Annotated in this window: 26 protein-coding genes; 19 read left to right on the top strand and 7 right to left on the bottom strand. The window is 69.9% G+C overall.

Features of this window, described 5'->3' with window-relative positions; genetic code table 11:
* Positions 1–56: 56 nt before the first annotated feature.
* The gene (locus tag ASD30_RS02785) at positions 57–1,844 is read right to left on the bottom strand and encodes an AMP-dependent synthetase/ligase (RefSeq protein WP_056676610.1); all 1,788 of its coding nucleotides are present in this window, start codon (positions 1,842–1,844) and stop codon (positions 57–59) included.
* A 123-nt stretch (positions 1,845–1,967) separates the two neighbouring features.
* On the opposite strand from ASD30_RS02785, the gene ASD30_RS02790 reads away from it, so the two are divergent.
* Genes ASD30_RS02790 through ASD30_RS02810 form a run of 5 tightly spaced genes read left to right on the top strand, consistent with a single transcriptional unit; the run spans position 1,968 to position 5,896 of the window.
* Positions 1,968–2,405, top strand: a complete 438-nt coding sequence (locus ASD30_RS02790) for an SRPBCC family protein (RefSeq protein WP_056676613.1) — start codon at positions 1,968–1,970, stop codon at positions 2,403–2,405.
* 16 nt (positions 2,406–2,421) lie between these two features.
* Positions 2,422–3,591 (top strand): ArsA family ATPase, encoded by a 1,170-nt coding sequence (locus ASD30_RS02795; RefSeq protein ID WP_056676616.1) that lies wholly within the window; start codon positions 2,422–2,424, stop codon positions 3,589–3,591.
* Positions 3,588–4,001, top strand: coding sequence for a hypothetical protein (locus ASD30_RS02800; protein ID WP_056676619.1), 414 nt, complete (start codon positions 3,588–3,590; stop codon positions 3,999–4,001). Before ASD30_RS02795 ends, ASD30_RS02800 begins: the two co-directional genes overlap by 4 nt.
* A 4-nt stretch (positions 4,002–4,005) precedes the next feature.
* The gene (locus tag ASD30_RS02805) at positions 4,006–4,947 is read left to right on the top strand and encodes an ROK family glucokinase (RefSeq protein WP_056676621.1); all 942 of its coding nucleotides are present in this window, start codon (positions 4,006–4,008) and stop codon (positions 4,945–4,947) included.
* A 4-nt stretch (positions 4,948–4,951) separates the two neighbouring features.
* Positions 4,952–5,896 (top strand): ROK family protein, encoded by a 945-nt coding sequence (locus tag ASD30_RS02810; protein WP_056676624.1) that lies wholly within the window; start codon positions 4,952–4,954, stop codon positions 5,894–5,896.
* 86 nt (positions 5,897–5,982) lie between these two features.
* On the opposite strand, the gene ASD30_RS02815 is transcribed toward ASD30_RS02810, so the two are convergent.
* Entirely contained in the window at positions 5,983–6,456 is a 474-nt protein-coding gene (locus tag ASD30_RS02815; protein ID WP_056676627.1) for a hypothetical protein, read from the bottom strand.
* A gap of 34 nt (positions 6,457–6,490) precedes the next feature.
* The gene (locus ASD30_RS02820) at positions 6,491–7,285 is read right to left on the bottom strand and encodes an alpha/beta hydrolase (RefSeq protein WP_235532484.1); all 795 of its coding nucleotides are present in this window, start codon (positions 7,283–7,285) and stop codon (positions 6,491–6,493) included.
* Positions 7,286–7,411: 126 nt separating this feature from the next.
* On the opposite strand from ASD30_RS02820, the gene ASD30_RS02825 reads away from it, so the two are divergent.
* The 5 genes from ASD30_RS02825 to ASD30_RS02845 are packed head-to-tail and all read left to right on the top strand — an operon-like array spanning position 7,412 to position 11,059.
* Entirely contained in the window at positions 7,412–8,176 is a 765-nt protein-coding gene (locus ASD30_RS02825) for a lysophospholipid acyltransferase family protein (protein WP_056676631.1), read from the top strand.
* Positions 8,177–8,190: 14 nt separating this feature from the next.
* The gene (gene macS / locus ASD30_RS02830; RefSeq protein ID WP_268788285.1) at positions 8,191–9,354 is read left to right on the top strand and encodes a MacS family sensor histidine kinase; all 1,164 of its coding nucleotides are present in this window, start codon (positions 8,191–8,193) and stop codon (positions 9,352–9,354) included.
* A complete protein-coding gene (locus tag ASD30_RS02835) occupies positions 9,351–9,875 on the top strand; it encodes a flavin reductase family protein (protein WP_056676638.1) in 525 nt (174 codons plus the stop codon). Before macS ends, ASD30_RS02835 begins: the two co-directional genes overlap by 4 nt.
* Positions 9,876–9,896: 21 nt before the next feature.
* A complete protein-coding gene (locus ASD30_RS02840; RefSeq protein WP_200949977.1) occupies positions 9,897–10,559 on the top strand; it encodes a response regulator in 663 nt (220 codons plus the stop codon).
* Positions 10,556–11,059 carry a GNAT family N-acetyltransferase gene (locus tag ASD30_RS02845; RefSeq protein ID WP_056676642.1) on the top strand — a complete coding sequence of 168 codons (504 nt, stop codon included), beginning with the start codon at positions 10,556–10,558 and terminating at the stop codon, positions 11,057–11,059. Before ASD30_RS02840 ends, ASD30_RS02845 begins: the two co-directional genes overlap by 4 nt.
* A 16-nt stretch (positions 11,060–11,075) precedes the next feature.
* Here ASD30_RS02845 and ASD30_RS02850 read toward each other — a convergent pair whose 3' ends face one another.
* Positions 11,076–12,293, bottom strand: coding sequence for an oxygenase MpaB family protein (locus tag ASD30_RS02850; RefSeq protein ID WP_162250908.1), 1,218 nt, complete (start codon positions 12,291–12,293; stop codon positions 11,076–11,078).
* 131 nt (positions 12,294–12,424) lie between these two features.
* On the opposite strand from ASD30_RS02850, the gene ASD30_RS02855 reads away from it, so the two are divergent.
* Positions 12,425–12,988, top strand: coding sequence for a TetR/AcrR family transcriptional regulator (locus ASD30_RS02855; protein ID WP_056676648.1), 564 nt, complete (start codon positions 12,425–12,427; stop codon positions 12,986–12,988).
* A 46-nt stretch (positions 12,989–13,034) separates the two neighbouring features.
* Positions 13,035–13,925: a hypothetical protein gene (locus ASD30_RS02860; RefSeq protein ID WP_056676650.1), complete on the top strand. Its 891-nt coding sequence runs from the start codon at positions 13,035–13,037 to the stop codon at positions 13,923–13,925.
* Positions 13,926–13,958: 33 nt separating this feature from the next.
* Here the strand turns inward: ASD30_RS02860 and ASD30_RS02865 are convergent, their stop codons facing one another.
* Together ASD30_RS02865 and ASD30_RS02870 are read right to left on the bottom strand one after the other, a co-directional pair.
* The gene (locus ASD30_RS02865; protein WP_056679174.1) at positions 13,959–15,431 is read right to left on the bottom strand and encodes an FGGY family carbohydrate kinase; all 1,473 of its coding nucleotides are present in this window, start codon (positions 15,429–15,431) and stop codon (positions 13,959–13,961) included.
* A 49-nt stretch (positions 15,432–15,480) separates the two neighbouring features.
* The gene (locus tag ASD30_RS02870) at positions 15,481–16,305 is read right to left on the bottom strand and encodes a DUF1028 domain-containing protein (protein WP_056676653.1); all 825 of its coding nucleotides are present in this window, start codon (positions 16,303–16,305) and stop codon (positions 15,481–15,483) included.
* A 58-nt stretch (positions 16,306–16,363) separates the two neighbouring features.
* Between ASD30_RS02870 and ASD30_RS02875 the strand changes: the two genes are divergently transcribed.
* From ASD30_RS02875 to ASD30_RS02905, 7 genes are all read left to right on the top strand, one after another.
* Complete coding sequence (locus ASD30_RS02875; protein ID WP_056676656.1) at positions 16,364–17,026, top strand: hypothetical protein; 663 nt, start codon at positions 16,364–16,366, stop codon at positions 17,024–17,026.
* Positions 17,027–17,050: 24 nt separating this feature from the next.
* Positions 17,051–18,076 (top strand): 6-phosphofructokinase, encoded by a 1,026-nt coding sequence (locus tag ASD30_RS02880; RefSeq protein ID WP_056676659.1) that lies wholly within the window; start codon positions 17,051–17,053, stop codon positions 18,074–18,076.
* Positions 18,077–18,159: 83 nt separating this feature from the next.
* Positions 18,160–18,681, top strand: coding sequence for a SigE family RNA polymerase sigma factor (locus ASD30_RS02885; protein WP_056676663.1), 522 nt, complete (start codon positions 18,160–18,162; stop codon positions 18,679–18,681).
* Entirely contained in the window at positions 18,678–19,679 is a 1,002-nt protein-coding gene (locus ASD30_RS02890) for a hypothetical protein (protein ID WP_056676666.1), read from the top strand. The genes ASD30_RS02885 and ASD30_RS02890 overlap by 4 nt, the downstream gene beginning before the upstream one ends.
* A gap of 204 nt (positions 19,680–19,883) precedes the next feature.
* Complete coding sequence (locus ASD30_RS02895) at positions 19,884–21,323, top strand: APC family permease (protein WP_082563640.1); 1,440 nt, start codon at positions 19,884–19,886, stop codon at positions 21,321–21,323.
* Between the two features lie 47 nt (positions 21,324–21,370).
* The gene (locus tag ASD30_RS02900; protein ID WP_056676673.1) at positions 21,371–22,702 is read left to right on the top strand and encodes a class II 3-deoxy-7-phosphoheptulonate synthase; all 1,332 of its coding nucleotides are present in this window, start codon (positions 21,371–21,373) and stop codon (positions 22,700–22,702) included.
* 162 nt (positions 22,703–22,864) lie between these two features.
* Positions 22,865–23,866, top strand: coding sequence for a threonine aldolase family protein (locus ASD30_RS02905; protein ID WP_056676676.1), 1,002 nt, complete (start codon positions 22,865–22,867; stop codon positions 23,864–23,866).
* Between the two features lie 130 nt (positions 23,867–23,996).
* On the opposite strand, the gene ASD30_RS27025 is transcribed toward ASD30_RS02905, so the two are convergent.
* Positions 23,997–25,916 (bottom strand): hypothetical protein, encoded by a 1,920-nt coding sequence (locus ASD30_RS27025; protein ID WP_200951063.1) that lies wholly within the window; start codon positions 25,914–25,916, stop codon positions 23,997–23,999.
* Between the last annotated feature and the right edge of the window lie 63 nt (positions 25,917–25,979).

Consider the following 25,979-nt stretch of genomic DNA (forward strand, 5'->3'; position numbering starts at 1 on the left):
TGAAATGAACGCGGTGCCCCCGACCTGTCGGCCGGAGGCACCGCGAAGGGTGTGGATCAGTGGCCGTAGAGCGCGGCCACGTCGGCGCGGTGCTCGCGCATGACGACGTTGCGCTTCAGCTTGAGCGACGGCGTGAGCTGGCCGTCCTCCTCGGTCCAGTCCATCGGCAGGATGGTGAACTTGCGGATCGACTCGGCCTTGGAGACGGCGTTGTTGGCGTCGTCGACCGCTGACTGAACTGCGGCGCGGAGGTCCTCGTCGTCGACCAGGTCGGCGATCGACCCGCTCTTGCCGTTCTCGAGCGCCCAGTGCGGGAAGGACTCCGGGTCGATGGTGACCAGCGCGCCGATGAAGGGCTCCCCGTCGCCGACCACGATGCACTGGCTGATCAGGGCGTGGGCGCGCAGGCGGTCCTCGAGCACGGCCGGGGCGACGTTCTTGCCGCCGGCGGTCACCAGGATCTCCTTCTTGCGGCCGGTGATGCGGACGAAGCCCTCGTCGTCGAGCTCTCCCACGTCACCGGTGTGGAACCAGCCGTCGGTCAGCGCCTCGGAGGTGGCCTGCTCGTTGTCCCAGTAACCGGCGAAGACCTGGCCGCCCTTGAAGAGCAGCTCGCCGTCGTCGGCGATGCGGGCGGACGTGCCACCGAGCGGGCGTCCCACGGTGCCGACCTTCTGGGCGTCGGGCAGGTTCACGGTCAGCGCCGCCGTGGTCTCGGTCAGGCCGTAGCCCTCGAGGATCACCAGGCCGATGCCGCGGTAGAAGTGGCCCAGGCGCTCACCGAGTGGTGCGCCACCGGAGACGGCGTACAGGCATTCGCCGCCGAGGGCGTTGCGGAGCTTGCCGTAGACGAGCCGGTCGAAGAGTGCGTGCTGGGCGCGGATCCGGAGGGGCACCCGACCGCCGTCCTGCGCGCGGGACCAGGCGATCGCCGTGTCGGCGGCACGCTGGAAGATCTTGCCCTTGCCGTCGGCCGACGCCTTCTGCGACGCGGTGTTGAAGACCTTCTCGAACACGCGGGGCACGGCGAGGATGAACGTCGGCTTGAACACGCCGAGGTCGTCCACGAGGTTCTTGATGTCGGCCGAGTGGCCCATGCGGACCCGTGCCTTGACGCAACCGACCTGGATGATCCGGGCGAACACGTGGGCCAGCGGCAGGAACAGCAGCGTCGAGCCGTTCTCGTCCTTGAAGAGCCGGTCGAGCTCGTGCACCGCGGAACCCAGCTCGAACATGAAGTTGCCGTGGGTGAGCATGCAGCCCTTGGGGCGGCCGGTCGTCCCGGACGTGTAGATCAGGGTGGCCAGGTCGAGGGGCGTGGTCGCGCTCCGGCGCTTTTCCAGGGTCTCGTCGTCGATGTCGGCGCCCAGGCTGGTGAGTACGTCGACGGCGTTGTCGTCGATCGTCCACACGTGGTTGAGCTCGGGCAGGTTGCCGCGCAGGGCGGAGACCTTGGCCAGGTGGTCGGCGCCCTCGGCGATGACGGCCTTGGTGCCGGAGTTCTCCAGGATCCAGGCGATCTGGTCGGCGGAGGAGGTCTCGTAGATCGGCACGGTCGCGGCACCGGCGAACCAGATGGCGTAGTCGAGGAGGGTCCACTCGTAGCGGGTCTTGGAGAGGATCGCGACGCGGTCGCCGGCCTCGATGCCGGCGGCGATGAGTCCCTTGGCCACACCGGTGACCTCGGTGTGGAACTGGGCGGCGGTGACGTCGACCCAACCGTCGCCGGTCCGGCGACTGAACACGACCGAGTCGGCGTGGTCACGCGCATTGGTGACGACGTCGTCGGTCACGTTGCCAGTCGCGGGAATCTCCACGGTCAACGGCGTGGCGAACTCTCGCATGCCGGCCTCCTTCTGCACTGCATGGGAACGGTGTACGCCCGCACGTTACCGGCCATCCACGTACCGCGGGTATCCGGTAGGCTCGCGTGACTCGACACCGCCCATCTCCAAGGGGAAACACCGATGGCCGAACAGACCACGTCCTCCATCGTCATCGACGCCGAGGCGGCGTCCGTGATGGAGGTGATCGCCGACTTCCCGGCGTACCCCGCGTGGGCGAAGGGTGTGAAGACCGCCGACGTGCTCGGCACCTTCGACGACGGGCGTGCCACGCAGGTCTTCTTCGAGCTCGACGTCTCGCCGATCAAGGACGAGTACACCCTGGCCTACACCTGGCACGGCGACCGTGAGGTCACCTGGACCCTGGTCGAGGGCAAGATGCTGCGCGCGCTCGACGGCGCCTACGTCCTGCGGCCCCTCGGCGCCGGCTCCACCGAGGTGACCTACCGCCTGTCCCTCGACGTCTCGATCCCGTTGATCGGCATGCTCAAGCGCAAGGGCGAGAAGATCCTCATCGACACCGCGCTCAAGGGACTCAAGAAGCACGTCGAGTCCCTGTGACCGGTCCCGCCTGACCGTGCGCATCCTCCTCTTCACCGGCAAGGGCGGCGTCGGCAAGTCCACCGTCGCAGCCGGTACGTCGGCACTCGCTGCCGCCCGTGGCCTGCGCACCCTCGTGCTGTCAACCGACGCGGCGCACTCGCTGGCCGATGCCTTCGGCATGCCCGTCGGCGCCGAGCCGACCGAGGTGGCCGAGAACCTCTTCGTGCAGCAGGTCGACGCCCAGCGACGGTTCGAGCAGTCGTGGGCCGACATCCAGGGCTACCTGCTCTCGGTGCTCGACGTGGTCGGTGTCGACCCGGTCGCGGCCGAGGAGCTCACCGTCATCCCCGGCGCCGAGGAGGTGCTGGCCCTCCTCGAGCTGCGCCTGCACGCCCTCTCGGGCACGTGGGACGTCATCGTCGTCGACTGTGCGCCGACCGCGGAGACCCTGCGACTGCTCGCCCTGCCGGAGGCGCTCGGGTGGTACATGCAGCGGGTCTTCCCGTTCGAGCGCAAGGTGGTCAAGGCGCTCAAGCCGGTGCTGACCCGCGCGGCCGGCGTACCCATGCCCGGCGACTCCGTCTTCGACGCCGTCGAGCGGCTGCACGCCGAGCTCGACGAGGTGCGCGAACTGCTCTCCGGCCCCGACTCGAGCGTGCGGCTGGTGATGACGCCCGAGACCGTGGTGCTCGCCGAGGCCCGCCGCTCCTTCACGACGCTGTCCCTGTTCGGCTACCGCGTCGACGGCGTCGTCGCGAACCGGGTCTTCCCCGTCGGTGAGGGCGACGCGTGGCGGGCCGGCTGGGTGGAGGCCCAGGCCAAGGTGCTCACCGAGGTCGACCAGTCGTTCCCTGGACTGCCGATCTGGCGGTCGGTCTACCGCACCGGCGAGCCGGTCGGCGTCGAGGCCCTGCGCGGCCTGGCCGACGAGGTGTACGCCGGCACGGACCCGCTGGCACCACCCACCGGCAACGGGCCGATGAAGGTCACCCGCACCGAGACCGGCGCCGTCCTCGAGCTGGCACTGCCCAACGTCGAGAAGGCCGACGTCGATCTCGCGCGGCATGGCGACGAACTCGTGGTGACCGTGGGGTCGTATCGTCGTCTTCTCTCGCTGCCCGCCGGGTTGGCCCGGCACCAGGTCAGCGGCGCCAAGGTCAGCGAGGGCGCACTGCACGTCCGATTCGAGGAGAGAACAACGTGACCGACGGGGACGACACCCGCCCAGGGAGCACACCCGGACCGGACGACGTCGGTTCGGTCGCCGACGAGGCGGCCAAGCTGTTCGGTGCCCTGTCCGGTTGGGCCCGCACCCACGGCGCCGACCTCGGCGCCGGCGTCGGCGACCTCGCGGGCGCCGCGGCCCATGCCGCCCATGATGTGAACGAGCACCTCGCCACCGGCGCTGCCGAGTGCACCTACTGCCCGATCTGCCGGGCGGTCCACGTGGTGCGCGAGCTGAGCCCTGAGGTGAAGAACCACCTGGCCGTCGCGGGCGCGTCGTTGATGCACGCCGCGGCAGCGTTGATGGCCAGTGCGGTGCCCGACGACGCGAAGAAGCGTGACGACGGAGTCGAACACATCGACCTCGACGCGGACTGGCCGGAGGACTGAACACATGAGCCTGACCATCGGTGTGGACGTGGGTGGAACGAAGATCGCAGGCGGCCTGGTCGACGAGTCGGGTCAGGTGCTCGAGCAGGCCAAGGTCGAGTCACCGGCCCAGGACGCGGCGGCGATCGTCGAGTCCATCGCCGAGATGGTGTCCACCCTGCGCGCCGATCGCGATGTCGTGGGTGTGGGCATCTCGGCGGCCGGTTTCATCGACGCGGCCCGGGCGACGGTCTACTTCGCCCCGAACCTGGCCTGGCGTGACGAGGACCTGAAGGGGCGCCTCGAGGAGTCGTGCGGGCTCACCGTGGTCGTCGAGAACGACGGCAACTCCGCCGCATGGGGTGAGTTCACCTACGGTGCCGCGGTCGACGCCGACGACCTGCTGATGGTCGCGGTCGGCACCGGTGTCGGCGGCGGGATCGTGGTCGACGGCCAGCTCTACCGTGGCGGTTTCGGCATCGCCGGCGAGATCGGCCACATCCGCATCGAACGTGAGGGCCGCCAGTGCGGTTGCGGCCAGCGAGGCTGCCTGGAGCAGTACGGCTCGGGCACGTCCCTGGAGACCCAGGCCCGGGCGGCCGCCACGAAGGACGCGCGGGCCGCGTCCGCCGTACTCGAGCTGGCCGGCGGCGACGTGGAGGCCATCGAGGGCCCGATGATCACCGAGGCCGCCAAGGCCGGCGACGCATTCGCGATCGCCCGCCTTGCCGAGCTCGGCGGCTGGCTGGGTGAGGGTGCCGCGCAGCTCGCGGCAGTCATCGACCCCGGCGTGATCGTGCTCGGCGGAGGAGTGGCCGAGGCCGGCGACCTCGTGCTCGAGCCGATGCGCACGACGTACGAAGCGCAGCTGACCGGCAGCGGTCACCGCCCGGTCGCCGAGCTGCGGCTGGCCACCCTGGGCAACACGGCCGGCCTGATCGGCGCCGCCGACCTGGCTCGACGCTGACCCGATGAGCGGCGTCTGGGTCGGCATCGACATCGGGGGCACGAAGGTGCTCGCCGGCGTGGTGGACGCCGAGGGTCGCGTGGTGCGCACGTCGCGGCGCGCCACCCCGGGGCGTCGCGTCGAGGCCGACCAGGTCGAGGCGGCCCTGACCCGTGCGCTGCACGACGTCTCCGGCGACGACGAGGTGTTGGGCGTCGGCCTGGCCGCCGCCGGGTTCGTGGACGCGACCGGCGAGCGCGTGATGTTCGCCCCGCACCTGCCCTGGGTCGACGCACCGGTCCGGGCGATGCTCGAGGAGCGCTGGCAGGTGCCGGTCGCCCTCGAGAACGACGCCACCGCGGCCGCCCACGCCGAGGCGACGTACGGCGCTGCCCGCGACGTCGACGACGCGATCGTGGTGACGATGGGCACGGGCATCGGCGGTGGGGTTGTCCTCGGTCGCCGGCTGCATCGTGGCTGGAACGGCATGGCCGGCGAGTTCGGGCACATGCAGGTGGTGCCCGACGGTGCCGACTGCGAGTGCGGCGGGCGAGGCTGCTGGGAGCAGTACTCCAGCGGCAACGCGCTGGTCCGGTTCGCCCGGGAGCGGCTGGGCAGCGGCCCCTCGATCCTCGAGGACCTGTGCGGCGGGAACCCGGCCGCGATGAACGGCCCGATGGTCACGCAGGCCGCCGAGGAAGGTGACCTCCTCGCCCACGAGGCCTTCGGTCATGTCGGGGACTGGCTCGGTGTCGGGTTGGCCAACCTGGTGGCCGCCTTCGACCCCGCGCGACTCGTGATCGGCGGGGGACTCTCCGCGGCGGGCGACCGGCTCCTCGAACCGGCCCGCACCGCGCTGCTGCGCTCACTGGTGGGTGCGGGTCACCGACGCATTCCGCCGCTGGTGGCCGCGCAGCTCGGCCCCGAGGCCGGGCTCGTCGGTGCCGCCGACCTTGCCCGCCACCGCTGACCTGTCGCTGGTTCGGATCGACCTGTCGTGAGTTGGCGTGCGTGCGAAGAACTGGCGACGGGTCGGCAAGAACTGGCGACGGGTCGCTAGACGCGGGAGCCGTCGTCCCACGGGTCGCGGGGGTCGTCGGGCATGGTGTGCACGAGGTAGAGGAAGCCGCCGACGAACCAGCCCACAAGCAGCAGGGCGAGCAGCCCGCGGAACGGGTGGCCGAGCACGAGGGCGACCAACGCGATCACCGGGGCCAGGAAGACGCCGAGCCAGCCCAGCAACCGGGGTGGCTCGGGCAGGGGGATGCGCTCCGGCGGGGGCGGGACGTAGCGGCCCTCGTCGTTCCAGGAGCGCAGCTCCAGAGGTTCCTCGGGCTCGGGCACGGGGAGGGGAACGGCAAAGAGCTGGGGCTCGGGCTCCACCGTGTCGGAGGGCGGGCCGGACTCGGGCGCCTCGGCGACGTCCTCGGTCTGGAGGCGGCGCTCGGCCTCGGGCAGCTCGCCGTCGTCCGGAGCCGTGTCGTAGTTGTCGACGATCTCCCTCCAGAGAGCGTCCTCGTCCCGTTCCACGCTGCCCAGCCTACGAGGCACCTGGAGAAGGTGCTCAGACCGAGTCCGCACCCTCGGTGGCGCTGACGCCGCGGATGAACTCCAGGGACTCCTCGAAGATCGTCCGGGCATCGTTGTCGAGGGTGGCCACGTGATAGCTGTCGGGCAGGAGGCGCTCCTCGAAGCTGGTCGAGGACACGCCCGAGCGGACCACCTGGACCGACGACGGGTCCACGACGTGGTCCTCCGCCGAGCGGAAGAAGCGGATCGGTGCGGTGACCCGCGACAGGTCTGCACGCAGCGGCTTCCAGGCCCGCACCATCGAGTGCAGCGCGTTGAGCGGAGTGCGGTCGTAGCCGACTTCGTCACCGCCCGGCTTCTTGATGTCGTTGCCGATGCCGGGCATCGACCTCACGAACCGGCGTACGACGGGCACCGCGACCAGCTGCTTGTTGGTGGAGGCCACCGCCGCGTTCACGAGCAGGACGCCGGCCACGTCGTCGGGCCGGTCCGCCGCAAGGCGAAGGACCAGCGCGCCGCCCATCGAGAGTCCGCCGACGACGACCACGTCGTTCTCGCGGACCAGCTTGTCGAAGGACTTGGAGACCTCGGCGTACCAGTCGTCCCAGGTGGTGAGGTTCATGTCCTGCCACGTGGTGCCGTGGCCGGGAAGGCGAGGCACCTCGACGGCGTACCCGTGGTCGGCCAGGAACTGCCCCCAGGGACGCATCGACGCGGGGGAGCCGGTGAACCCGTGGCTGAGGAGGACGCCGACCCGCAGGTCCGGAGTGCTGGTGGCCTCGGGGCGGGCGGACGTGGACAGGGGAGCGACGCGGTCATCGGTGGGCACACCGGGATTGTGCCCCATTCCGGGGCCGACGGGTGGCTCCCCGGACAAATCAAAAGGGGGCTACTCTTCGACGTGGCCGCTGATCACGTGGTGGCCGCGAGGACGTCGACGAGGAGGGACAGCCGGGTGTTCTACTGGTTCCTGAAGTTCATCGCCATCGGGCCGTTGCTCCGGGTCATCTTCCGGCCGCAGGCCGAGGGCCTCGAGAACGTCCCCGAGACGGGACCGGGCATCCTCGCCAGCAACCACCTGTCGTACGCCGACTGGCTCTTCATGCCCTTGACGCTGCCGCGCCGGGTCTCGTTCGTGGCCAAGGCGGAGTACTTCACCAGCCCCGGCCTCAAGGGCTTCTTCCAGAAGCACTTCTTCCGCGGTTCCGGCCAGATCCCGATCGACCGCTCGGGCGCCAACGCCGCCGAGGGTGCCCTGCTCTCGGCCAAGGCCGTCCTCGGCCGCGGAGAGCTCTTCGGCATCTACCCCGAGGGAACCCGCTCCCACGACGGCAAGCTCTACCGCGGCAAGACGGGCGTCGCCCGGCTGGCCCTCGAGACCGGTGTGCCGGTGATCCCGGTGGCGGTCGTCGGCACCGACGTCGTGGCTCCGCCCGGCAAGAAGTTCGGCAAGGTGACCCGCCCGATCGTGCGCTTCGGCAAGCCGCTGGACTTCTCGCGCTACGAGGGCCTCGAGAACGACCGCTACATCCTGCGCTCGATCACCGACGAGATCATGTACGAGATCATGAACCTCTCCGGCCAGGAGTACGTCGACATGTACGCCACGCGCGCGAAGGAAGAGTCCAAGCGACTCGAGAAGGAAGCCGCCGCCGCGAAGGACGCGGGCGACAAGGGCACTGGCGACAAGGGCACCGGCGCGTCGAAGCAGGCGTCCTGAGCCACGCGGGGGCCCTGCCGTCCGGACGCGACGCCGGACCGCGCGACGCTGCCCTCGCGGTCGAGAACCGCATGTTCCGGGCACTGGCCGTGCTGCGCGTCGTCCTCATCGCCAACACGGTCGGGCTGACCGTCTTCCGCTTCGACAACTTCACCCATCGCGGCCTCGGGCTCACCGTGGTTGCGGTGATGGTGCTCTGGACGGCTGTCGCGATCTGGGCGTACGACGACCAGCGTCGGCGGGTCCCCGCGTTGCTGGTGGCCGACCTCGCGATCGCGTTCGGTGCGCTGGTGTCCACACCCCTGGTCAAGGGCGACGGCTTCAACGCGACCGTCCCCGGATTCTGGATCGCCGGAGCCCTGATGGCATGGGCGATCCACTGGCGGTGGGCCGGCGCGCTGGTCGCCGCGACGGTGCTGTCCGCGACCGACCTGCTGATCCGGCCGAACATCACCCAGACCAACTACGGGCACGTGTTCCTGCTGATGATCGCCGGCCCGATCGTGGGCTACATGTGCGGTTCCCTCCAGCGGATGGCCGCCGAGCGTGACCGTGCCGAGCGCGCCGCGGCGATCGCCGAGGAACGCGCCCGCCTGGCTCGCGCCGTGCACGACGGGGTGCTGCAGGTCCTGGCGTTGACCCAGCGCAAGGCCCCCGAGCTCGGCGGTGAGGGTGCCGAGCTCGGCCGGTTGGCGGGGGAGCAGGAGCAGGCGCTGCGGTCACTGATCCGCCAGCAGGACACGTTGCAGACCCCGGAGTCGGCGGTCGCCGATCTCGGCGGCGTGCTCGAACGCCTGGGCAACCGCAAGCCACCGGTGGTCAGCGTGGTCACGCCCGGCGTGGCCGTCGACCTGCCCCAGCCGGAGGTCGCGGAGATCACCGCCGCCGTGGGCGCCTGCCTCGACAACGTCGCGGTCCACGTCGGCGAGGACGCCCGGGCCTGGGTGCTGCTCGAGGACCTCGGCGACCGCATCGTGGTCAGCGTGCGCGACGAGGGGCCGGGCATCCCCGAGGGTCGGCTCGAGGCGGCGGACGCCGACGGCAGGCTCGGGGTCTCCGAGTCGATCCGGGGCCGGATCCGTGACCTGGGCGGCACGGCCGAGCTCTTCTCCACGCCGGGGACCGGCACCGAGTGGGAGTTCACGATCCCGCGACTACCCCTAGGCTCTTCGTCGTGACCATCCACCGTGAGCACCCGTTCCTGGAACCACCCGGGGAGCGTGACCCGATCCGTCGACTCCGCGGTCGTCTCGGCGGGCAGGTGACGCTGTGGACCAGCGGCTCCCCGTCGGAACGCGCCGGCCTGACCGTCTCGTCGTTGATGGTCGCCGCGGGCCAGCCCGGACGGGTCCTGGGCCTGATCGACCCGGACTCCGACCTGATGGACCTGCTGGCGGACTCAGGCACGGCGGCGGTGTCGCTGCTGCACTACCGGCACCACACCCTGGCCGACATCTTCGCCGGGACCGTCCCCGCACCCGGCGGCCAGTTCACGCAGCTCGACGAGGGCGTCACCTGGACGGACACCGAGTGGGGGCCGGTGCTGTCGACGGTCACCACGTGGGTCGGCGTTCACGTCGAGTCGGTCACCGAGGTCGGTTGGTCGAACCTGGTGACGGCCACCGTCGAGCACGCCGTGATCGGTGACGACGGCGAGCCACTCGTGCACCGCCGCGGCCGCTACCAGCACGCACACTAGGGTTCGAGCGACACGAGGAGGATGCGGATGAGCGGGGACGAGCCGATCCGGGTGATGGTGGTCGACGACCACCCGATGTGGCGTGATGCCGTCGAACGCGACCTGGCAGCAGCAGGGCTGAACGTGGTCGCGGTCGCCGCCAACGGGTCCGAGGCATTGGCCCGCTTCCCGGCAGCCCGCCCGCAGGTGCTCGTGCTCGACCTGCAGATCCCCGCGCCCAACGGCGTCGAGGTGACCGCCGAGGTGGTGCGCCAGGACCCGTCCACGCGGGTGCTGATCCTCTCCGCGTCCGGCGAGCAGAGCGACGTGCTCGATGCCGTCAAGGCAGGCGCCACCGGCTACCTGGTGAAGTCGGCCTCGCGCGAGGAGCTGCTCGACGCCGTACGCCGGGTGGCCCTGGGCGACACCGTCTTCACACCGGGACTCGCCGGCCTGGTGCTGGGGGAGTACCGCCGGCTCCTCGACGCACCCACTGACGACGGCACCCCGAAGCTCACCGACCGCGAGACCGAGGTGCTCCGGCTGGTGGCCAAGGGAATGTCCTACAAGCAGATCGCCGAGCGGCTCGTGCTCTCGCACCGCACCGTGCAGAACCACGTGCAGAACACCCTCCGCAAGCTCCAGCTGCACAACCGGGTCGAGTTGACCCGCTACGCCATCGAGCAGGGTCTCGACGAGGAATGACCCAGGCGTCCACTTGGCGCCGTGCGGCTCCTGACGAGGTGCTGGCGCTGATGGAGCTGGAGCGCGACGCCAACCTGGCCGCCCTCGGCCACGTCTTCCCCGGCCCGTTCCCCGAGGACGACGTGATGGCGCGGTGGGCCATCGTGCTCGACGACCCGACCGTCCGGGTCGAGGTGGTCGACGGCCCCGGTCGGCTGCGCGCCGTCACGGCGTACGACGACAGCTCGTTGCGGCACCTCTTCGTGCACCCCGACTCCTGGGGCGAGGGTCTGGGGCGGGAGGGTGCCGTGCGGGCGATGGCGGCCGGTGGGCTCGGGATCCACCTCTGGGTCCTCTCCGCCAACCGGCGCGCCCGGAGGCTCTACGAACACCTCGGCTGGACGCCGACCGGGCAACAGCAGGAGTCGGTGTGGCCGCCGCATCCGACGGAGCTGGAGTATGAGCTCGGGCGTCAAGGTGGAACATCACAGTCACCCCATGACCGGGATGTTCCACGTTGAAGCTCGACCAGCGACCTCAGGGAGTGCGGGCAGGATGAGGTCGGCCGGTGGCGGGGGAGTCGTCGACGAGGTCGTGCCGGACGCCGTAGCGGGAACGCAGCCGGACCTCCTGCTTGTCGCGATAGCGCTCACCCATGCGGGTGCGCATCGGCAGGGTGCCGGGGATCTTGTCGATGACCAGATTGATCATGAGGAACAGCGCGCCGACCAGCCGGATCAACGGGGTGAGTCTCGTCGCCGGCACGCCGAGCTCCGTGGCGATGTCGTTGCCGAGGAAGATGCGCTCGAGGCCGTGCACGACCGGCGGTGCGACGTCGTACAGCCGGCGTGGCAGGAGCTCCTCGATCTCGGGCACGAGGAAGTCCTCGTTGATCGCGGCCACGAGCCGGACGCAGTAGTCGTCGACCGGTGGCCGGGTCAGCAGATAGAGGTCCTCGAGCACCCCCTGCTCGGCCGCGTCGGTGGGCAGCAGCGACGCGTCGATGCCGAGCAGGTGACCGACGTAGCGCCACGTGTCGTAGTAGGCGTCGACCTCGCGGGGAAGGTACGCCGCACCGATGGCGCGCATGCCGCGCAACGGGATCAGGCAGAACTCGATCAACGTGTAGGCCAGATAGGCCTGGCAGATCGGCACGCCCCACGCAGCCGTGTCCCAGTCGGGCGAGGCGAGCAGCTGGCGGCGCACCAACGCGTGGATGATGCGGACCCGCACGGTCAGCTCGAAGCCCGGCTGGTCGCGCTCGAGGCCGTGGTCGGCGTTGATCGCCAGGAGCCACGAGCCGACCTCGATGGTGCGCATGCCCGCGTTCTCGACGTACCGACCGGTGAGCTCGAGTGGACGCGATGCGGCGGAGTTGGCGTAGCCACTGACCAGCGACGCGGCGCCGAGCACGATGCCGGCCTGCCGGGTGTAGCGGGCCAGGTGGCGTGAGTCGCGGTTGATCTTCGCCAGGTCGACCCAGCCCGGGCGGGCGTCCAGCTGCGCGAACAATGCCCGCAGCGAGTCGGGTGCGTCCTCGACCGCATCGACACCGTCGCGGCAGGCCTGCCGGAGCATGCGCATGCCGCGGCCGTGGCCGATGGTCGCGAAGTCGGCGACGAACGCATCGGCCAAGGGGTCGCCCTGCCACATGCCGTCGAAGTACGTCGTGGCGCGGTCACCGAACCGGCGCAACGCCTCGTCGCGGTTGCGCAGGCTGGACGGGGTCTTTCCGTCGACGGGTGTGGCTGCCATGCTCAACAGCATAAAAGTGGGAAAGTCTCACGTTCTATTCACTTTTTTCGGCGCGCTCCGGCAGGCCGCGAAAGGGCTCCGTCATGGCTCAACGACAGCGAATCAGGCCCACGCAGCAGCGGGCCGTCCGGATGCGAAGAGACCTCCTCGACGCGACTGTTCAACTTCTGGAGGAGGTCGGCTCCGAACGCCTGACCACCTCGGCCATCGTCGAGCGCGCCCACGTCAGCAGCGGAACGTTCTACCGCTACTTCGACGACAAGGCCGGAATCCTCGAGGTGCTGCGCCAGGAGGCCGTCACCGAGATCGCCGCAGACCTGATGGCCGGCGTCGCCCGTGCGCTCGACCAGGACCTCCGCGAGGCCGTGCGTGAGGTGGTTGCCACGTTGACCGACGCGTTCGAGCGACACGCGCCGGTGATCCTGGCGATGGTGGACGCAGTTCCCTCGGGAACGCAGTCCAACGTGATGCCCGAGATCGAGGCCGGGTTGGTGAATCTGGCGCGGGTCATCCCGATGCGCCACCTTCCCGGGGTGTCTCCGGAGCGCCTGGAGGCCCTGGTGTTCGTGACGATGGGTGTCACCCAGGCGTCCTGCCTGCGCATTGCGCTGCAGAGGCCCACCGGCAGCTCACGCGAGGAGCTGATCGACATCGCCACCGACATGCTCACCGCAGGGTTGCGGGGCACGGCGTGAGTGATGCCCGAATGGTCCGCCCGTCCGGCATCACTAGGATCAAGGCGTGACCACGCTCCTCGAGGCAGCCGACACCCTCTACGGATTGCCGCTTCCCGAGTTCACTCCCGCGCGCGACGCGCTGGCCAAGGAGCTGCGCGCCACCGACCGTCCGCTCGCCGACCTGGTCAAGGCACTGAAGAAGCCGTCCACGTCGGCGTGGGTGGTCAACCTGCTGGTTCGCCGCGACCCCGACCAGGTCGACCAGGTGCTGGTGGTGGGGGCCGCCCTGCGCGAGGCGCAGGCCTCGCTCGACGCGAGTGAGCTGCGCGCGCTCACGCGGCAGCGCCGCCAGCTGACCTCCGCGATCACCCAGCAGGCAAGGGCATTGGCCGTCGAGCACGGCCAGAAGGTCACCGGTTCGGTGGCCGACCAGGTGGAGGCCACGCTCACTGCGGCCATGGTCGACGAGGCCGCCGGCGCTGCGGTGCGCACGGGGCTGCTGGTCAACGCCATGACCTCCACGGGCATCGAGGCCGTCGACGCGGCGGCGTACGTCGCCGTGCCCGACGCCGCCGGTTTCGCGCCGAGCCAGATCGAGGCTCCGGCGTCGCACCCGCCGGAGCTGCACATCGTGCCCGACCCGGACGAGCAGGCGAAGCGGCTGGACTCGGCACGGCAGCAGCTCGCCGAGGCCGAGCGTGAGGCAGACGCCGCGAACGAGGCACTGACCGCGGCCGCCGACGAGGTGGCCGAGCTCGAGGCGCGCAGCCTCCAGATGCAGGCCGAGATCGACGAGCTTCGTCGCCGGCTCGCCGAGCACGAGGAGGAGCAGGACCAGATCGACGACCAGCTGGGCGATGCGCAGCAGGTGGTGGAGTCGGCGCGCGACGACGTACGCGAGGCCGACCTGGCCCGGCAGCGTGCGGCCGCGAAGGTCGAACGTCTCGAACGCTGAGGCGGGTTCGAGACACTCGCTCCTCGACCACTGTCAGGCGTCGGCCCAGTTCCTCGACCGGTTGACCGCGTCGATCCACTTCGCGTGGGCGGCGTCTGCCTTCTCGCGTACGCCGTCGGTGGGGGAGAAGCTGCGGTCGAGCAGCCAGGTCTCGCGCAGGTCGTCGGTGCTCTCCCAGACGCCGGTGCCGAGCCCGGCCAGGAAGGCCGCCCCCAGGGCAGTGGTGTCGACGATCTTCGGGCGCTCGACCGGTAGGCCGATCTGGTCGGCCTGCACCTGGCAGAGAAGGTCGTTGGCCGAGGCGCCGCCGTCGACCTTGAGTGAGGCCAGCGACGGCATGGTCTCGAGCACGTCGCGCACCTCGAAGGCGATCGCCTCGAGGGTGGCCCGCACGATGTGGCCGCGCGTGGTGCCGCGGGTCAGGCCGATGATGAGGCCGCGGGCCAGTGGGTCCCAGTGAGGTGCCCCGAGCCCGGTCAGAGCCGGCACGAACACGACACCCTCGGAGTCGGGCACGCTCGCCGCGATGGCCGCGGTCTCCGCGGCCGTGCCGACGATCTGGAGTCCGTCGCGCAACCACTGCACGGCCGCGCCGGTCACGAAGATCGCCCCCTCGAGGGCGTAGGTGAGCTCCCCGGACGGCGCGCGCCAGGCCGCCGTGGTCAAGAGCCCCGCGTCGCTGCGGACCAGCTCGGTGCCGGTGTTGGTGAGGATGAACGAACCGGTGCCGTAGGTGCACTTCGAGTCGCCGGGATCGAAGCAGGTCTGGCCGAACAGGGCCGACTGCTGGTCCCCGGCGATGCCGGCGATCGGCAGCGAGAGCCCGCAGAACGTCTTGGGATCGGTCACCGCGACTTCGCCCCAGTTGGGCACGAGGTCGGGCAGCGCCTCACGGGGCACTCCGAACAGCTGGCACAGCTCGTCTGACCAGTCGCCGGTGGTCAGGTCGAAGAGCAGGGTGCGTGACGCGTTCGAGACGTCGGTGACGTGCCAGGTGCCGCGCGTCATGCGGGCGATCAGGTAGGAGTCGACGGTGCCGATCGCGTAGCGCCCCGAGGTGACCAGGGCCCAGGTGTTCGGCTCGTTCTCGGCGAGCCACATCAACTTGGTGCCGGAGAAGTAGGGGTCGAGGCGCAGCCCGGTCAGCTCGGTGACCCGCTCCTCGTGGCCGGCGTCGCGCAACCGCGTGCAGATGTCGGCCGTACGCCGGTCCTGCCAGACGATCGCGCGCCGCGGAGAGCCGAGGGTCTCGCGGTCCCACAGCATGATCGTCTCGCGCTGGTTGGTGATGCCGATGCCGCTGAGCTCTCCGTCGTAGCCCGCGATCGCCGTGCGTGTGGCCTCGAGGGTGGCCTGCCAGATCTCCTCGGGCACGTGCTCCACCCAACCGGGACGGGGGAAGTGCTGACCGAACTCCTGGTAGCCGCGGGAGGCGATGGTGCCCTCGGGCGTGACCACGAGTGCGGTGACACCGGTGGTGCCCGCATCGATGGCGAGGATGCTCATGCGGGGTCCCCGTTCGAAGCGGAACGCAGTGAGCATTCGGATGGGGTGTTCATGCGGGGTCCTCGGTGGCACGCAGGATGGCCAGCACCCGCTGGTCTATCCACGACCCACTGGGCGCCACGCGCATCTCGTAGTTCTCGGTGCCGGCCCACTCGAGAAGGTCGTCGTGGCCCAGAGCCCGCACCAGTGCAGTGATCTCGGCATCGAGCTCGGGCGTGACCTCCACCTTGTCCTCCTCGCTGGTCGCGGTGAGGAAGAGGTCGTTCAGCTCGAGCAGGCGGGCCAGCTCGGTGACCGGAGCGGTGTGGTCGTCCACGCGAAGGTCGACCGCGACGTCGTCGTGGCCGCCGTACCCGGCCTCCTCGCGCACGACGAGCAGGGCCGCCGACTGCCGGCCGCGGCGGTCGCCGCCGGCCTCGTCCCCGGCGCGCAGGGCGGCGAGCAGCCGGTCCGCGAAGGGCCGGTCTGTGCCCGCCAGCCAGGCAGCCTCGATCGCCTCGACCACCTCGGGCCCGGTGAGGATGTTGCCCTGGATCGCGTAGCCCTCGCCGGTCAGCCCGCCGGCCCAGTCGAAGCAGGCCGGTCCGGTGTGGGAGGCCGCGCCGCCGTCGACGTCGACGATGCCGACCTGGCGGTGGTCGCGGTCGGGGTCCTCCTCGAGCAGTCGCTGGAGGGCGACCGAGGCGGTGGCGCCCTCGTCGAGATGGGCCAGGGCCAGGCCCTTGTAGGAGACGTTGGCGTTGGCCTGGGTGGCGATGGCTCCGATGCCCGCGACGGCCGCCGGTACGGCGTTGCCCACGGCGAGGAACTTCGACGCCACGGCGACTCCCCACGACTCGCCGTCGTCGGACCGGGCCACGATCGAGAAGGTCATGGACCAGACCCTAGCCGCGTCGAGGGTTGGGACGTCGCGGTCGGGAGAGAATGCCGGCATGTTGAACGACCTGTCGACCTTCACCCGCGCCACCATCTTCGGACAGCTGGTGCCGCTCGGCATGCTGTGGGGCGCCATTGCGGGCATGGACTCCTCGGACCCCGACGTGAACCGGTTGGTGGTCATCGCCGGCGTCAGCCTCCTGTGGATGGTCGGGTGGGGCGTGTTCGTGGCGTGGGTGCCGGGTCGTGCCGCCCGTCGACTCCACGCCGAGGTCGAGCGCGGGAGTCGCGAGATCATCTCCGGTACGACCACCGCACCGATCGCCCCGGCGCGTGTCGTGCGCGAACGCCGTTGGAAGAAGAACCCCCCGCTGGCCCTCGGTGCCGAGGAAGGGCGAGGCGCTGCGGCGTACAGCGTCGCGTTCACCGTGCTCCCACCGGACGGTCCGCCGCGACGCGTGGCCACGCTGAGCCCGGTCTCGCTGTCGAAGGGCACCTCCGCACTCGTGGCACTGCACCCCGACCTGCGCGAGGTCGGCGTACTCGACATGCGGGTGACGAACGCACAGGTGGAGACGTCGGCCCGGGACCCGCGCTGGCGCACCGATCGACTGCCCACGGACCGCACGGTGGTCGGTGGCTACCTGATGCTGGTAGTGGCGCTCGTGGCCGGGATCGCCGCGGGGTTCGCGATCGGCTGGTTGCTCTGGTTGATCTGACCGAACGATGCAAGGGTGGGGGACATGCGAGTCGGAGTGCTCACCGGTGGTGGCGACTGTCCAGGCCTGAACGCGGTGATCCGGGCCGTCGTGCGCAAGGGCATCACGGTTCACGGGTTCGACTTCGTCGGCTACCGCGACGGATGGAAGGGCCCGCTCGAGGGACACACGATGCCGCTCGGCATCGAGCAGTGCCGCGGGATCCTGCCGCGCGGCGGCACGATCCTGGGCTCCTCGCGGACGAACCCGTTCGCGATCGAGGGCGGTGTCGAACGGATCCGTGAGAACCTCGCCCGTGACGGGATCGACGCCCTGGTGGCGATCGGCGGAGAGGACACCCTCGGCGTGGCCACGCAGTTGGCCGGCTTGGGCGTCGACGTGGTCGGCGTGCCCAAGACGATCGACAACGACCTCTCCGGCACCGACTTCACGTTCGGCTTCGACACCGCGGTCAACATCGCCACCGAGGCCATCGACCGGCTGCACACCACCGCGGAGTCACACCACCGCGTGCTGGTGGTCGAGGTGATGGGACGTCATGCCGGCTGGATCGCGCTGCACTCCGGGTTGGCCGGTGGCGCCAGCATCGTGCTGATCCCCGAGCAGCCCTACGACATCGCCGAGGTCTGCCGGTTGGTGGAGCGCCGGTTCGAGAGCGAGTACGCACCGATCATCGTGGTCTCCGAGGGAGCCACGCCACGTGAGGGCGATGCGTCGCTGCAGGAGGCCGACCTCGATGCGTTCGGGCACGTGCGTCTCGGTGGCATCGGCGACCGACTGGCCCGCCAGATCGAGGAGCGCACCGGCAAGGAGGCGCGTTCCGTGGTGCTGGGCCACATCCAACGCGGTGGCACACCGACCGCCTTCGACCGCTGGTTGGCCACCAGGCTGGGCCTGCAGGCCGCAGACGCCGTGGCGGAGGGTGACTTCGGCACGATGATGGCGCTGCGTGGCACCAGGATCGTGCGCATCCCGTTGGCCGAGGCGACCGGCGAGCTCAAGCTGGTCAGCCCCGAGGAGTACGCCGAGGCGCAGGTCTTCTTCGGCTGAGCCGATCTTTCCTGGCCCCGCACAGAACCCCACAGCCTCCGGATCCGTAATCAGGGGTGACGACAGGGAAGAAGGGGGACCGGATGCGCGGGTCTGACCAGGACCATGAGTTCGACGAGTTCGCGGTGGCGGCGTGGCCGCGACTGCGCTGGGCGGCGTACCTGCTGACCAGTGACCACCACCTCGCCGAGGACCTTGCACAGACTGCTCTGGTGCGCACCTACTCCTCATGGCGCAAGGTGCGCCACGAGGACGCGATGGCCTACACCCGCAGGGTGCTGGTGAACCTCAACATCGACCGCCTGCGACGGCGGCGGGTGCACGAGGTCGGCGACGAGCATCTCGGTGACCGACCGGAGCCCGAGACCGGTGACCCGCTCGGCGACCGCGACGAGCTGGTGCGGTTGCTGGCGACCCTCACCGAGAAGGAACGTCGGGTGCTCCTGCTCCGGCACTACTTCGACCTGTCCGAGGCGGCTGCGGCTGCCGAGCTCGGCATCGCACCCGGCACGGTCAAGAGCACGTTGTCGCGTGCCCTGGCCAAGCTCCGTGCGACCGCCACGGAAGCAACGACGGACACCATCACCACGGGGAGAAACCGATGACCAACGAGATCGAACACCTGGAACAGGGACTGGCGACGCCGCGGAGTGAACTGCTCGGCCGCCCCGACCTCGACACCATCCACGCACTGGGGCGACGACGTCGCACCGGGCGCCGCCTTGCCGTCGGGCTCGGGGGCGCACTCGCGGTCGCCGTACTCACCGCCGCCGCGGTGAACGGCATGCCCGGCGCCGACCAGGACCGGCCTGCCGACGACCAGGTCGCCAACGATGCACAGGCCGACCAGCTGCGCCCGATCGCCCAGCGCGCGCTGGACGAGATCCCCGGCGCGGTGCAGGTCTCCCCGAGCCAGGTCGTGGTGCCGGGTCCCGGCACGGCACCTGGCCCGGGCGAGGAACAGGCGCTCGGACCGGAGCGCTTCGTGGGCGACCCGATCACGATGGGCAGCCACTACTACACGGGTGTGACCAGGTACGCCGCTGACTCGTTCCCCGACTGGCTCTATCGGGGCGTCGAGGAGATCGAGCAGGGCGAGCTCGCCGGCGAGGACGGAAGCTACCCGGTCGGATCCACCGAGATGGGCATCCTGGTCGACGGCGGCAGCGTCGAGCTCGCCTGCATGCGGGCCTGGGACTGGAACGCCGACAAGCCGGTCGACGGTCCCTGCGACCCCGCCCTGATCGCCGACGACGGCGCCCACCGCTACTACATGTGGGGCATGGGCACGGACGACTTCCTGAAGCCCGGCTCGCAGCTGGAGATGTTCAGCTCCGACAACTACTCCACCGGCAGCCCGACGACGCTGTGGGTCGGTGGCGCGGACGGCACCGACGTGGCGCGGGTCGAGTACGTCGCGACCGACGGCACCCGCACCGATGCACAGGTCTCGTCCGATGCGCTGGTCCCGGGAGAGACGATGTTCTGGGCCGACATCACCGGCACCCTGGCCAAGGTGGTCACCTACGACGCCGCAGGCAAGGTCATCGAGGACCACCCGATCCGGCCCTGCGACAGTCCGACCGACTGCGAGGTCCGCTGACCCTGCACAGCAACGGCGCCGTCCATCCCTGACGGGAGGGCGGCGCCGTTCTGCGTGCGACCGGGCGGCGGAACGACGTACCCCGGGAAGGGCGAGGGTTGTTGCCAAAGTTGCACCGTCGGGCCAGAGTGAACAGGGTCAGATCGAGGTCGCCTTGCCGACCGCGGCTCGTCCGGAGTCGTGAACCCGCCAGTGGAGGTCTTCATGAGTACGACGCCCGACGAAATGTCCGAGGTCTCACCCGGTGACGAGGCCACGGAGCTCCACCGGGCGATCGGACCCAGGCTCCTGCTGCTCTTCATCGTCGGAGACATCCTCGGCACCGGTGTCTACGCGCTGACCGGCGACGTCGCCGGCCAGGTCGGTGGCGCCGCCTGGGCGCCGTTCCTGGCCGCCTTCATCGTCGCCACGATCACCGCCTTCTCCTACCTCGAGCTGGTCACGAAGTACCCCCAGGCTGCCGGAGCCGCGCTCTACACGCACAAGGCGTTCGGCATCCACTTCATCACCTTCATCGTGGCCTTCACGGTGATGTGCTCCGGCATCACGTCGGCATCCACCGCGGCCAACGCGTTCGCAGGGTTCCTCAGCGACGGGTTCGAGCTCGGCTACGAAGCCGGCAGCACGCCGATCCTGCTGATCGCCCTCGGCTTCATGGTCCTGATCGCCGCGGTCAACTTCCGCGGGGTCAGCGAGAGCGTGATGACCAATGTGGTGCTCACGATGGTCGAGGTCTCCGGCCTGCTGCTGATCATCTTCGTCGGGTTGTACGCCGTCACGCAGGGTGATGCCGACTTCTCACGTACCGTCGTGTTCGAGTCACCCGAGGACAAGTCGATGTTCATCACCATCTCGACCGGCACCGCGTTGGCGTTCTTCGCGATGGTCGGCTTCGAGGACTCGGTGAACATGGCCGAGGAGTGCAAGAACCCGGAGCGTGACTTCCCGAAGATGATGCTCACCGGGCTCGGCATCACCGGGCTGATCTACGTGCTGGTCGCGATCACCGCGGTGGCACTGGTCCCCGTCGGCGACCTGACCAACGCAGACAAGGGCAGCGCCCTCACCCAGGTCGTCGCCGCGGGCGCGCCCGACGTCCCGTTCGACCGGATCTTCCCGTTCATCGGCATGTTCGCGGTCGCCAACTCGGCACTGATCAACATGCTGATGGCCAGCCGACTGCTCTACGGCATGGCCAACCAGGGCGTCCTGCCCAAGCCGCTCGGACGCGTGCACAAGGTCCGCCGCACGCCGTACGTCTCGATCCTCTTCACCACCTTGATCGCGCTCGGCCTGATCACCTACGTGGTGATCGAGAGCGGCAGTGAGGCCGGGGCGAACACCGTGTCGCTGCTGGGCGGCACGACCGCCCTCCTGTTGCTCGCGGTCTTCACCGTGGTCAACATCGCGCTGATCGTGCTGCGCAAGGACGTGGTCGATCGCCCCCATTTCCGCACTCCGACGGTGATGCCCTACATCGGTGCGATCACGTGTGCCTATCTCGTCGGGCCGTGGGCGCGCACCGAGAAGCAGATGGACCAGTACCAGATCGCCGCGATCCTGATCGGGCTCGGTGTCGTGCTCTGGGCACTCACGTGGGCCGTCACCCGCAGGGGCAAGGAAGTCGAGTTCACGGGGGAGTAGTCCGGAGCGGATGCGGTCGAGGGTCACCCACGTCGTAGTCTTGAACCGTGATTCCCGACCTCGCCGCCCTGCACGCCCAGGGTGCCGCCCAGCAGCCGACGTACCCCGACTCCGAAGCGGTCGACGCCGCTGTCGCGCGGCTGCGTCACTTCCCGCCGTTGGTCTTCGCCGGCGAGTGCGACGAGTTGAAGACCAAGCTGGCCGCGGTCAGCCGGGGCGAGGCGTTCCTGCTCCAGGGCGGTGACTGCGCGGAGACGTTCGCCGGGGTCACGGCCGACAACGTGAAGAACAAGCTGCGGGTGCTCCTGCAGATGGCGGTGGTGCTCACCTACGCGGGCTCAGTGCCCGTGGTGAAGCTCGGTCGCCTCGCCGGTCAGTACGCCAAGCCGCGCTCCTCGGACACGGAGACCCGCGGTGACGTGACCTTGCCGGCGTACCGCGGCGACGCGGTGAACGGCTTCGACTTCACCCCCGAGGCCCGTACGCCGGACCCGCAGCGGCTCGTCGACGTCTACAACGCCTCGGCCGCCACGCTGAACCTGATCCGTGCCTTCGTCAACGGTGGGTACGCCGACCTGCGGCAGGTGCACACCTGGAACAACGACTTCGTCCGCGAGTCGCCCCACGCCCAGCGCTACGAGCTGATGGCCGGCGAGATCGAGCGCGCGCTGACGTTCATGAAGGCGATCGGCGCCGACCCCGACGAGTTCCACCGGGTCGACTTCCACTCCAGCCACGAAGCGTTGGTGCTGGAGTACGAACACGCGATGACCCGTATCGACTCGCGCACCGAGCTGCCCTACGACGTGTCGAGTCACTTCGTGTGGATCGGCGAGCGCACCCGCCAGCTCGACGGCGCCCACGTCGAGCTGCTGAGCCGCATCCAGAACCCGATCGGCGTCAAGCTCGGGCCCACCTCGACCGCGGATGACGCGCTGGCCCTGGCCGCCAAGCTCAACCCCACCAACGAGGCCGGCCGACTCACGTTCATCACCCGCTTCGGCGCCGGCAAGATCCGTGACGGACTGCCCAGCCTGGTCGAGAAGGTCACCGCTGCCGGCGTCAACGTGGCCTGGGTCTGCGACCCGATGCACGGCAACACCTTCGAGGCGTCCTCTGGCTACAAGACCCGCGCCTTCGACGATGTCATCGAGGAGGTGCAGGGATTCTTCGACGTCCACCGCTCCCTCGGCACCTGGCCCGGCGGCGTCCACGTCGAGCTCACGGGTGACGACGTGACCGAGTGCGTCGGCGGTGGCGAGGAGCTTGCCGAGATCGACCTCGGCAACCGCTACGAGTCGGTGTGCGACCCGCGCCTGAACCGGGTGCAGTCGCTCGAGCTGTCCTTCCTCGTCGCCGAGATGCTGCGCAAGGCCTGACTTCCGCTCGCCGGGCCGCCGGGGAGCCTGCTCGGGAACCCGGGGCGGGACGTCCTGCGTCGGGGTTGCCCCGGCGACCGGTGTGCAGGACGTTGTTCGGGACGTCCTGCGTCGGGGTTGCCCTGGCGACCGGTACGCAGGACGTTGCGGCAGGATGGCCGCATGAGTGACGTCGTCGACCTGCGCAGTGACACCCTGACCCGCCCCACGGCGGCGATGCGGGCGGCGATGGCCGACGCCGAGGTGGGCGACGACGTGTACGGCGAGGACCCCACCGTGCGTGAGCTGGAGGAACGGGTCGCCGACCTCTTCGGTCATGAGGCGGCGCTCTTCACCCCCACCGGGTCGATGGCCAACGTGCTCGCCGTACGCACTGTCGCCGGTGTCGGGCAGGAGGTGCTGTGCGACGCACGGGCCCACATCGCCCGCGCCGAGCTCGGTGCCCACGCGGCGTACACCGGCATCACGATGCGCACCTGGAGCCACCCGCTCGGAGGCGTCGACCTGCCCGCGATCAAGGAGCTCTTCGCACCCGACATGGGTCCGTTCTTCGTGCCCACTGCCGCGATCGCCGTCGAGAACACCCACAACTTCGCCGGCGGCACGGTCGTGCCGATCGAGGACCTGCAGGCGCTTCGGGCGTACGCCGACTCGGTCGACGTCCGCATCCACCTCGACGGCGCCCGGATCTGGAACGCGCACGTCGCGACCGGTGTCCCACTGCGCGACTACGGGCAGGTCGCCGACGTGCTGGCCGTCTGTCTCTCCAAGGGACTGGGCGCGCCGGTCGGGTCGCTGGTGGTGGGCAACGCCGCGGCGATCGAGGAGAGCCGGGTGTGGCGCAAGCGCATGGGAGGCGGCATGCGCCAGGTCGGCATCCTGGCCGCGGCCGGTATCCACGCGCTGGACCACCACGTCGAGCGACTGGCCGAGGACCACGACAACGCCAGGTTGCTCGCCGAGGCGCTCGGCGTCGACCCGGCCACCGTGCACACCAACATCGTGGTGGTCGACCGTGAAGACGCCGCGGCGTTCGTGGCCGCAGCGGGGGAGTCCGGTGTACGCATCTCGGCAGTCGGGCCCACGGCCGTGCGCCTGGTCACCCATCTCGACGTGAGCCGCCAGGACGCCGAGCGCGCAGCACTCGTGCTCACACGACTCTGAACATCGACAAGAATGCGATTCACAGGCACCAGGTGACTGCAGATCGCATCCTTGTGCGCGATCAAGCGTGAAACGACGACAGCCGTCGATCCGGAATCCGGACCGACGGCTGTCGGAGTGCAATGCAGACCTACTGCTGGGGCGGCTGCCAGCCACCCTGCGGGTTCTGCGGCGGCTGCTGGCCGTACGGCGGCTGCTGCTGACCCCACTGGTCCTGCTGAGGGGGCTGCCCCTGCGGAGGCTGGCCCTGAGGAGGCTGGCCCTGAGGAGGCTGCGGCTGGCTCCACTGCTGCTGACCGGGCTGGCCGTACTGCTGCGGAGGCGGCTGGGTGCCCCACTGCTGCTGGCCCGGCTGCTGACCGGGTTGGCTCTGGAAGTTCGACGCCTTCGCCTTCAGCGCGTTGACGTCGAGCTTGCCCGTCACCACGAGGATCACGGCTGCCGCCACCAGGGAGAAGACCATGAAGAGCAACAGGGTGGTGCCGCCGGAGAGCCCGCCGGCGATCGTGTAGTTCTCGCTGTCGAACTCGCTGGTCACGTGAACGTTCGAGAGGCGGACGAGCAGCGGAACGACGATCAGCATCGAACCGATGTAGACGCCCACGTTGTAGAGCGGGTTGGCGGTTCCGGTCGAGCGCTTGATGACCATCCACACCGCGGCGGCGAGGGCCGGGATGCCGACCAGAAGCGCGACCCAGAAGATGGCGCCGTGGTCGCCGGCGAAGTCGCCGACCCAGGCGGGAGCGCCGCCGGCGTCGTCGATGGCTTCCTCGAGCTGGTCGGCGATGTCGTCGTCGCTGGACGAGGAATGGAAGCCGAGCTTCGACAGTGAGCCGAGGCCGATCATGTGCAGGCCGATGCCGGGCAGGTTGCCGAGCAGGCCCATTGCGGGCGCGAACCCGCGGGCATCCTTCTCGCCGGCGATGATCGCCACCATGTAGAGGAGCCCGGCCGGGATGGTGGCCAGGATCAGGGTGGTGAAGCCGATGATCGGCGCGGCCACGAAGTCGTGCACCTTGGCCAGCACCTTGTCGCCCAACCAGTCGCGGCGGACCAGGCAGGTCAGGGCCAGGACCAGCGCGAGGATGATCAGCGGCAGAAAGATCGACCCGCCGATGGACAACGTGAACTTGCCGTTCGCGAGGCCCACGGGCGCGCCGAGGAAGTCGAAGTCCTCGCTCTCGCCGCCGGAGCTCTCGTAGCCCTTGAGCTTGGGCTCCCAGATCTTCATCACGATGGCCAGCACCGTGCTGAAGACGGCAAGGATCAGCGCCGCACGAACGGCGTCGATCAGGGCTTCCTTCACGCTGGTGTAGTTGGCCGTCGAACGGCGGAAGAGATAGACCGCCGCACCCAGGGCGAGGAGCGTGGCGAGCAAGGGGTACTGGCCCAATGACGTGGTGGCGTCGCCGTCGTCCTGGATCAGGTCGGCGCCGAACGTGGCACCGGTCAGCAGGAAGGTGGCGCCAATGGCGCTGGCCACATCGAGCTTGTCGGCAGTCGTGAACGCCAGGATCAGGGAGATCACGAACGCGACGCCAAGGGCCGCACCGGCCACCATGGCCATGCCGGCCCAGTTGCCGACGAGCAGCTTGCTGAAGTCGAAGTTCACACCGTTGCCGCCACCCTGGGGGCCGCCGTACTGCGGCTGACCCCACTGCTGCCCGGGCTGCTGACCCTGGGGAGCACCGTACTGCGGCTGCTGCGGGGCGCCGTACTGCTGGCCCTGGGGTGCGCCGTACTGCGGCTGCTGTGGGGCGCCGTACTGCTGCTGGCCCTGGGGTGCGCCGTACTGCGGCTGCTGTGGGGCGCCGTACTGCTGGCCCTGAGGGGCGGGCGGCTGCTGAGGCTGGCTCCACTGCTGCTGCTGGGGCTGCTGGGGCGGCGGCTGCTGAGCCGGGAACTGTGCGGTCGGCTCCTGGCCCCTGATCTGGGTCTGGCCCTCGTCAGGGGTGGGCGCCTCAGCGGCCGGTGCGAGGGTTGCCCCACACGCACCGCAGAAGGGCTGGCCCACCGTCGTCGCCGTACCGCATTGCGGGCACTGGCTCATGGTGATGACTCCGATCGTTGTGTCTCTCGCGACAACTGTTCAGTGACAGCACCCTAATGGTCC

Source organism: Nocardioides sp. Root140 (assembly GCF_001426745.1).
In the GTDB taxonomy this organism is placed as follows: Bacteria; Actinomycetota; Actinomycetes; order Propionibacteriales; family Nocardioidaceae; genus Nocardioides.

Excerpts from the sequence above, each read along its gene's own strand:
- ASD30_RS02785 (WP_056676610.1), bottom strand. The coding sequence starts at position 1,844 with ATGCGAGAGTTCGCCACGCCGTTGACCGTGGAGATTCCCGCGACTGGC.
- ASD30_RS02865 (WP_056679174.1), bottom strand. The coding sequence starts at position 15,431 with ATGAGCATCCTCGCCATCGATGCGGGCACCACCGGTGTCACCGCACTC.
- ASD30_RS02810 (WP_056676624.1), top strand. The coding sequence starts at position 4,952 with ATGAGCGGCGTCTGGGTCGGCATCGACATCGGGGGCACGAAGGTGCTC.
- ASD30_RS02875 (WP_056676656.1), top strand. The coding sequence starts at position 16,364 with ATGTTGAACGACCTGTCGACCTTCACCCGCGCCACCATCTTCGGACAG.
- ASD30_RS02850 (WP_162250908.1), bottom strand. The coding sequence starts at position 12,293 with ATGGCAGCCACACCCGTCGACGGAAAGACCCCGTCCAGCCTGCGCAAC.
- ASD30_RS02805 (WP_056676621.1), top strand. The coding sequence starts at position 4,006 with ATGAGCCTGACCATCGGTGTGGACGTGGGTGGAACGAAGATCGCAGGC.
- ASD30_RS02790 (WP_056676613.1), top strand. The coding sequence starts at position 1,968 with ATGGCCGAACAGACCACGTCCTCCATCGTCATCGACGCCGAGGCGGCG.
- ASD30_RS02870 (WP_056676653.1), bottom strand. The coding sequence starts at position 16,305 with ATGACCTTCTCGATCGTGGCCCGGTCCGACGACGGCGAGTCGTGGGGA.
- ASD30_RS02885 (WP_056676663.1), top strand. The coding sequence starts at position 18,160 with ATGCGCGGGTCTGACCAGGACCATGAGTTCGACGAGTTCGCGGTGGCG.
- ASD30_RS02840 (WP_200949977.1), top strand. The coding sequence starts at position 9,897 with ATGCGGATGAGCGGGGACGAGCCGATCCGGGTGATGGTGGTCGACGAC.
- ASD30_RS02905 (WP_056676676.1), top strand. The coding sequence starts at position 22,865 with ATGAGTGACGTCGTCGACCTGCGCAGTGACACCCTGACCCGCCCCACG.
- ASD30_RS27025 (WP_200951063.1), bottom strand. The coding sequence starts at position 25,916 with ATGAGCCAGTGCCCGCAATGCGGTACGGCGACGACGGTGGGCCAGCCC.
- ASD30_RS02895 (WP_082563640.1), top strand. The coding sequence starts at position 19,884 with ATGAGTACGACGCCCGACGAAATGTCCGAGGTCTCACCCGGTGACGAG.
- ASD30_RS02845 (WP_056676642.1), top strand. The coding sequence starts at position 10,556 with ATGACCCAGGCGTCCACTTGGCGCCGTGCGGCTCCTGACGAGGTGCTG.
- ASD30_RS02880 (WP_056676659.1), top strand. The coding sequence starts at position 17,051 with ATGCGAGTCGGAGTGCTCACCGGTGGTGGCGACTGTCCAGGCCTGAAC.
- ASD30_RS02855 (WP_056676648.1), top strand. The coding sequence starts at position 12,425 with ATGCGAAGAGACCTCCTCGACGCGACTGTTCAACTTCTGGAGGAGGTC.
- ASD30_RS02890 (WP_056676666.1), top strand. The coding sequence starts at position 18,678 with ATGACCAACGAGATCGAACACCTGGAACAGGGACTGGCGACGCCGCGG.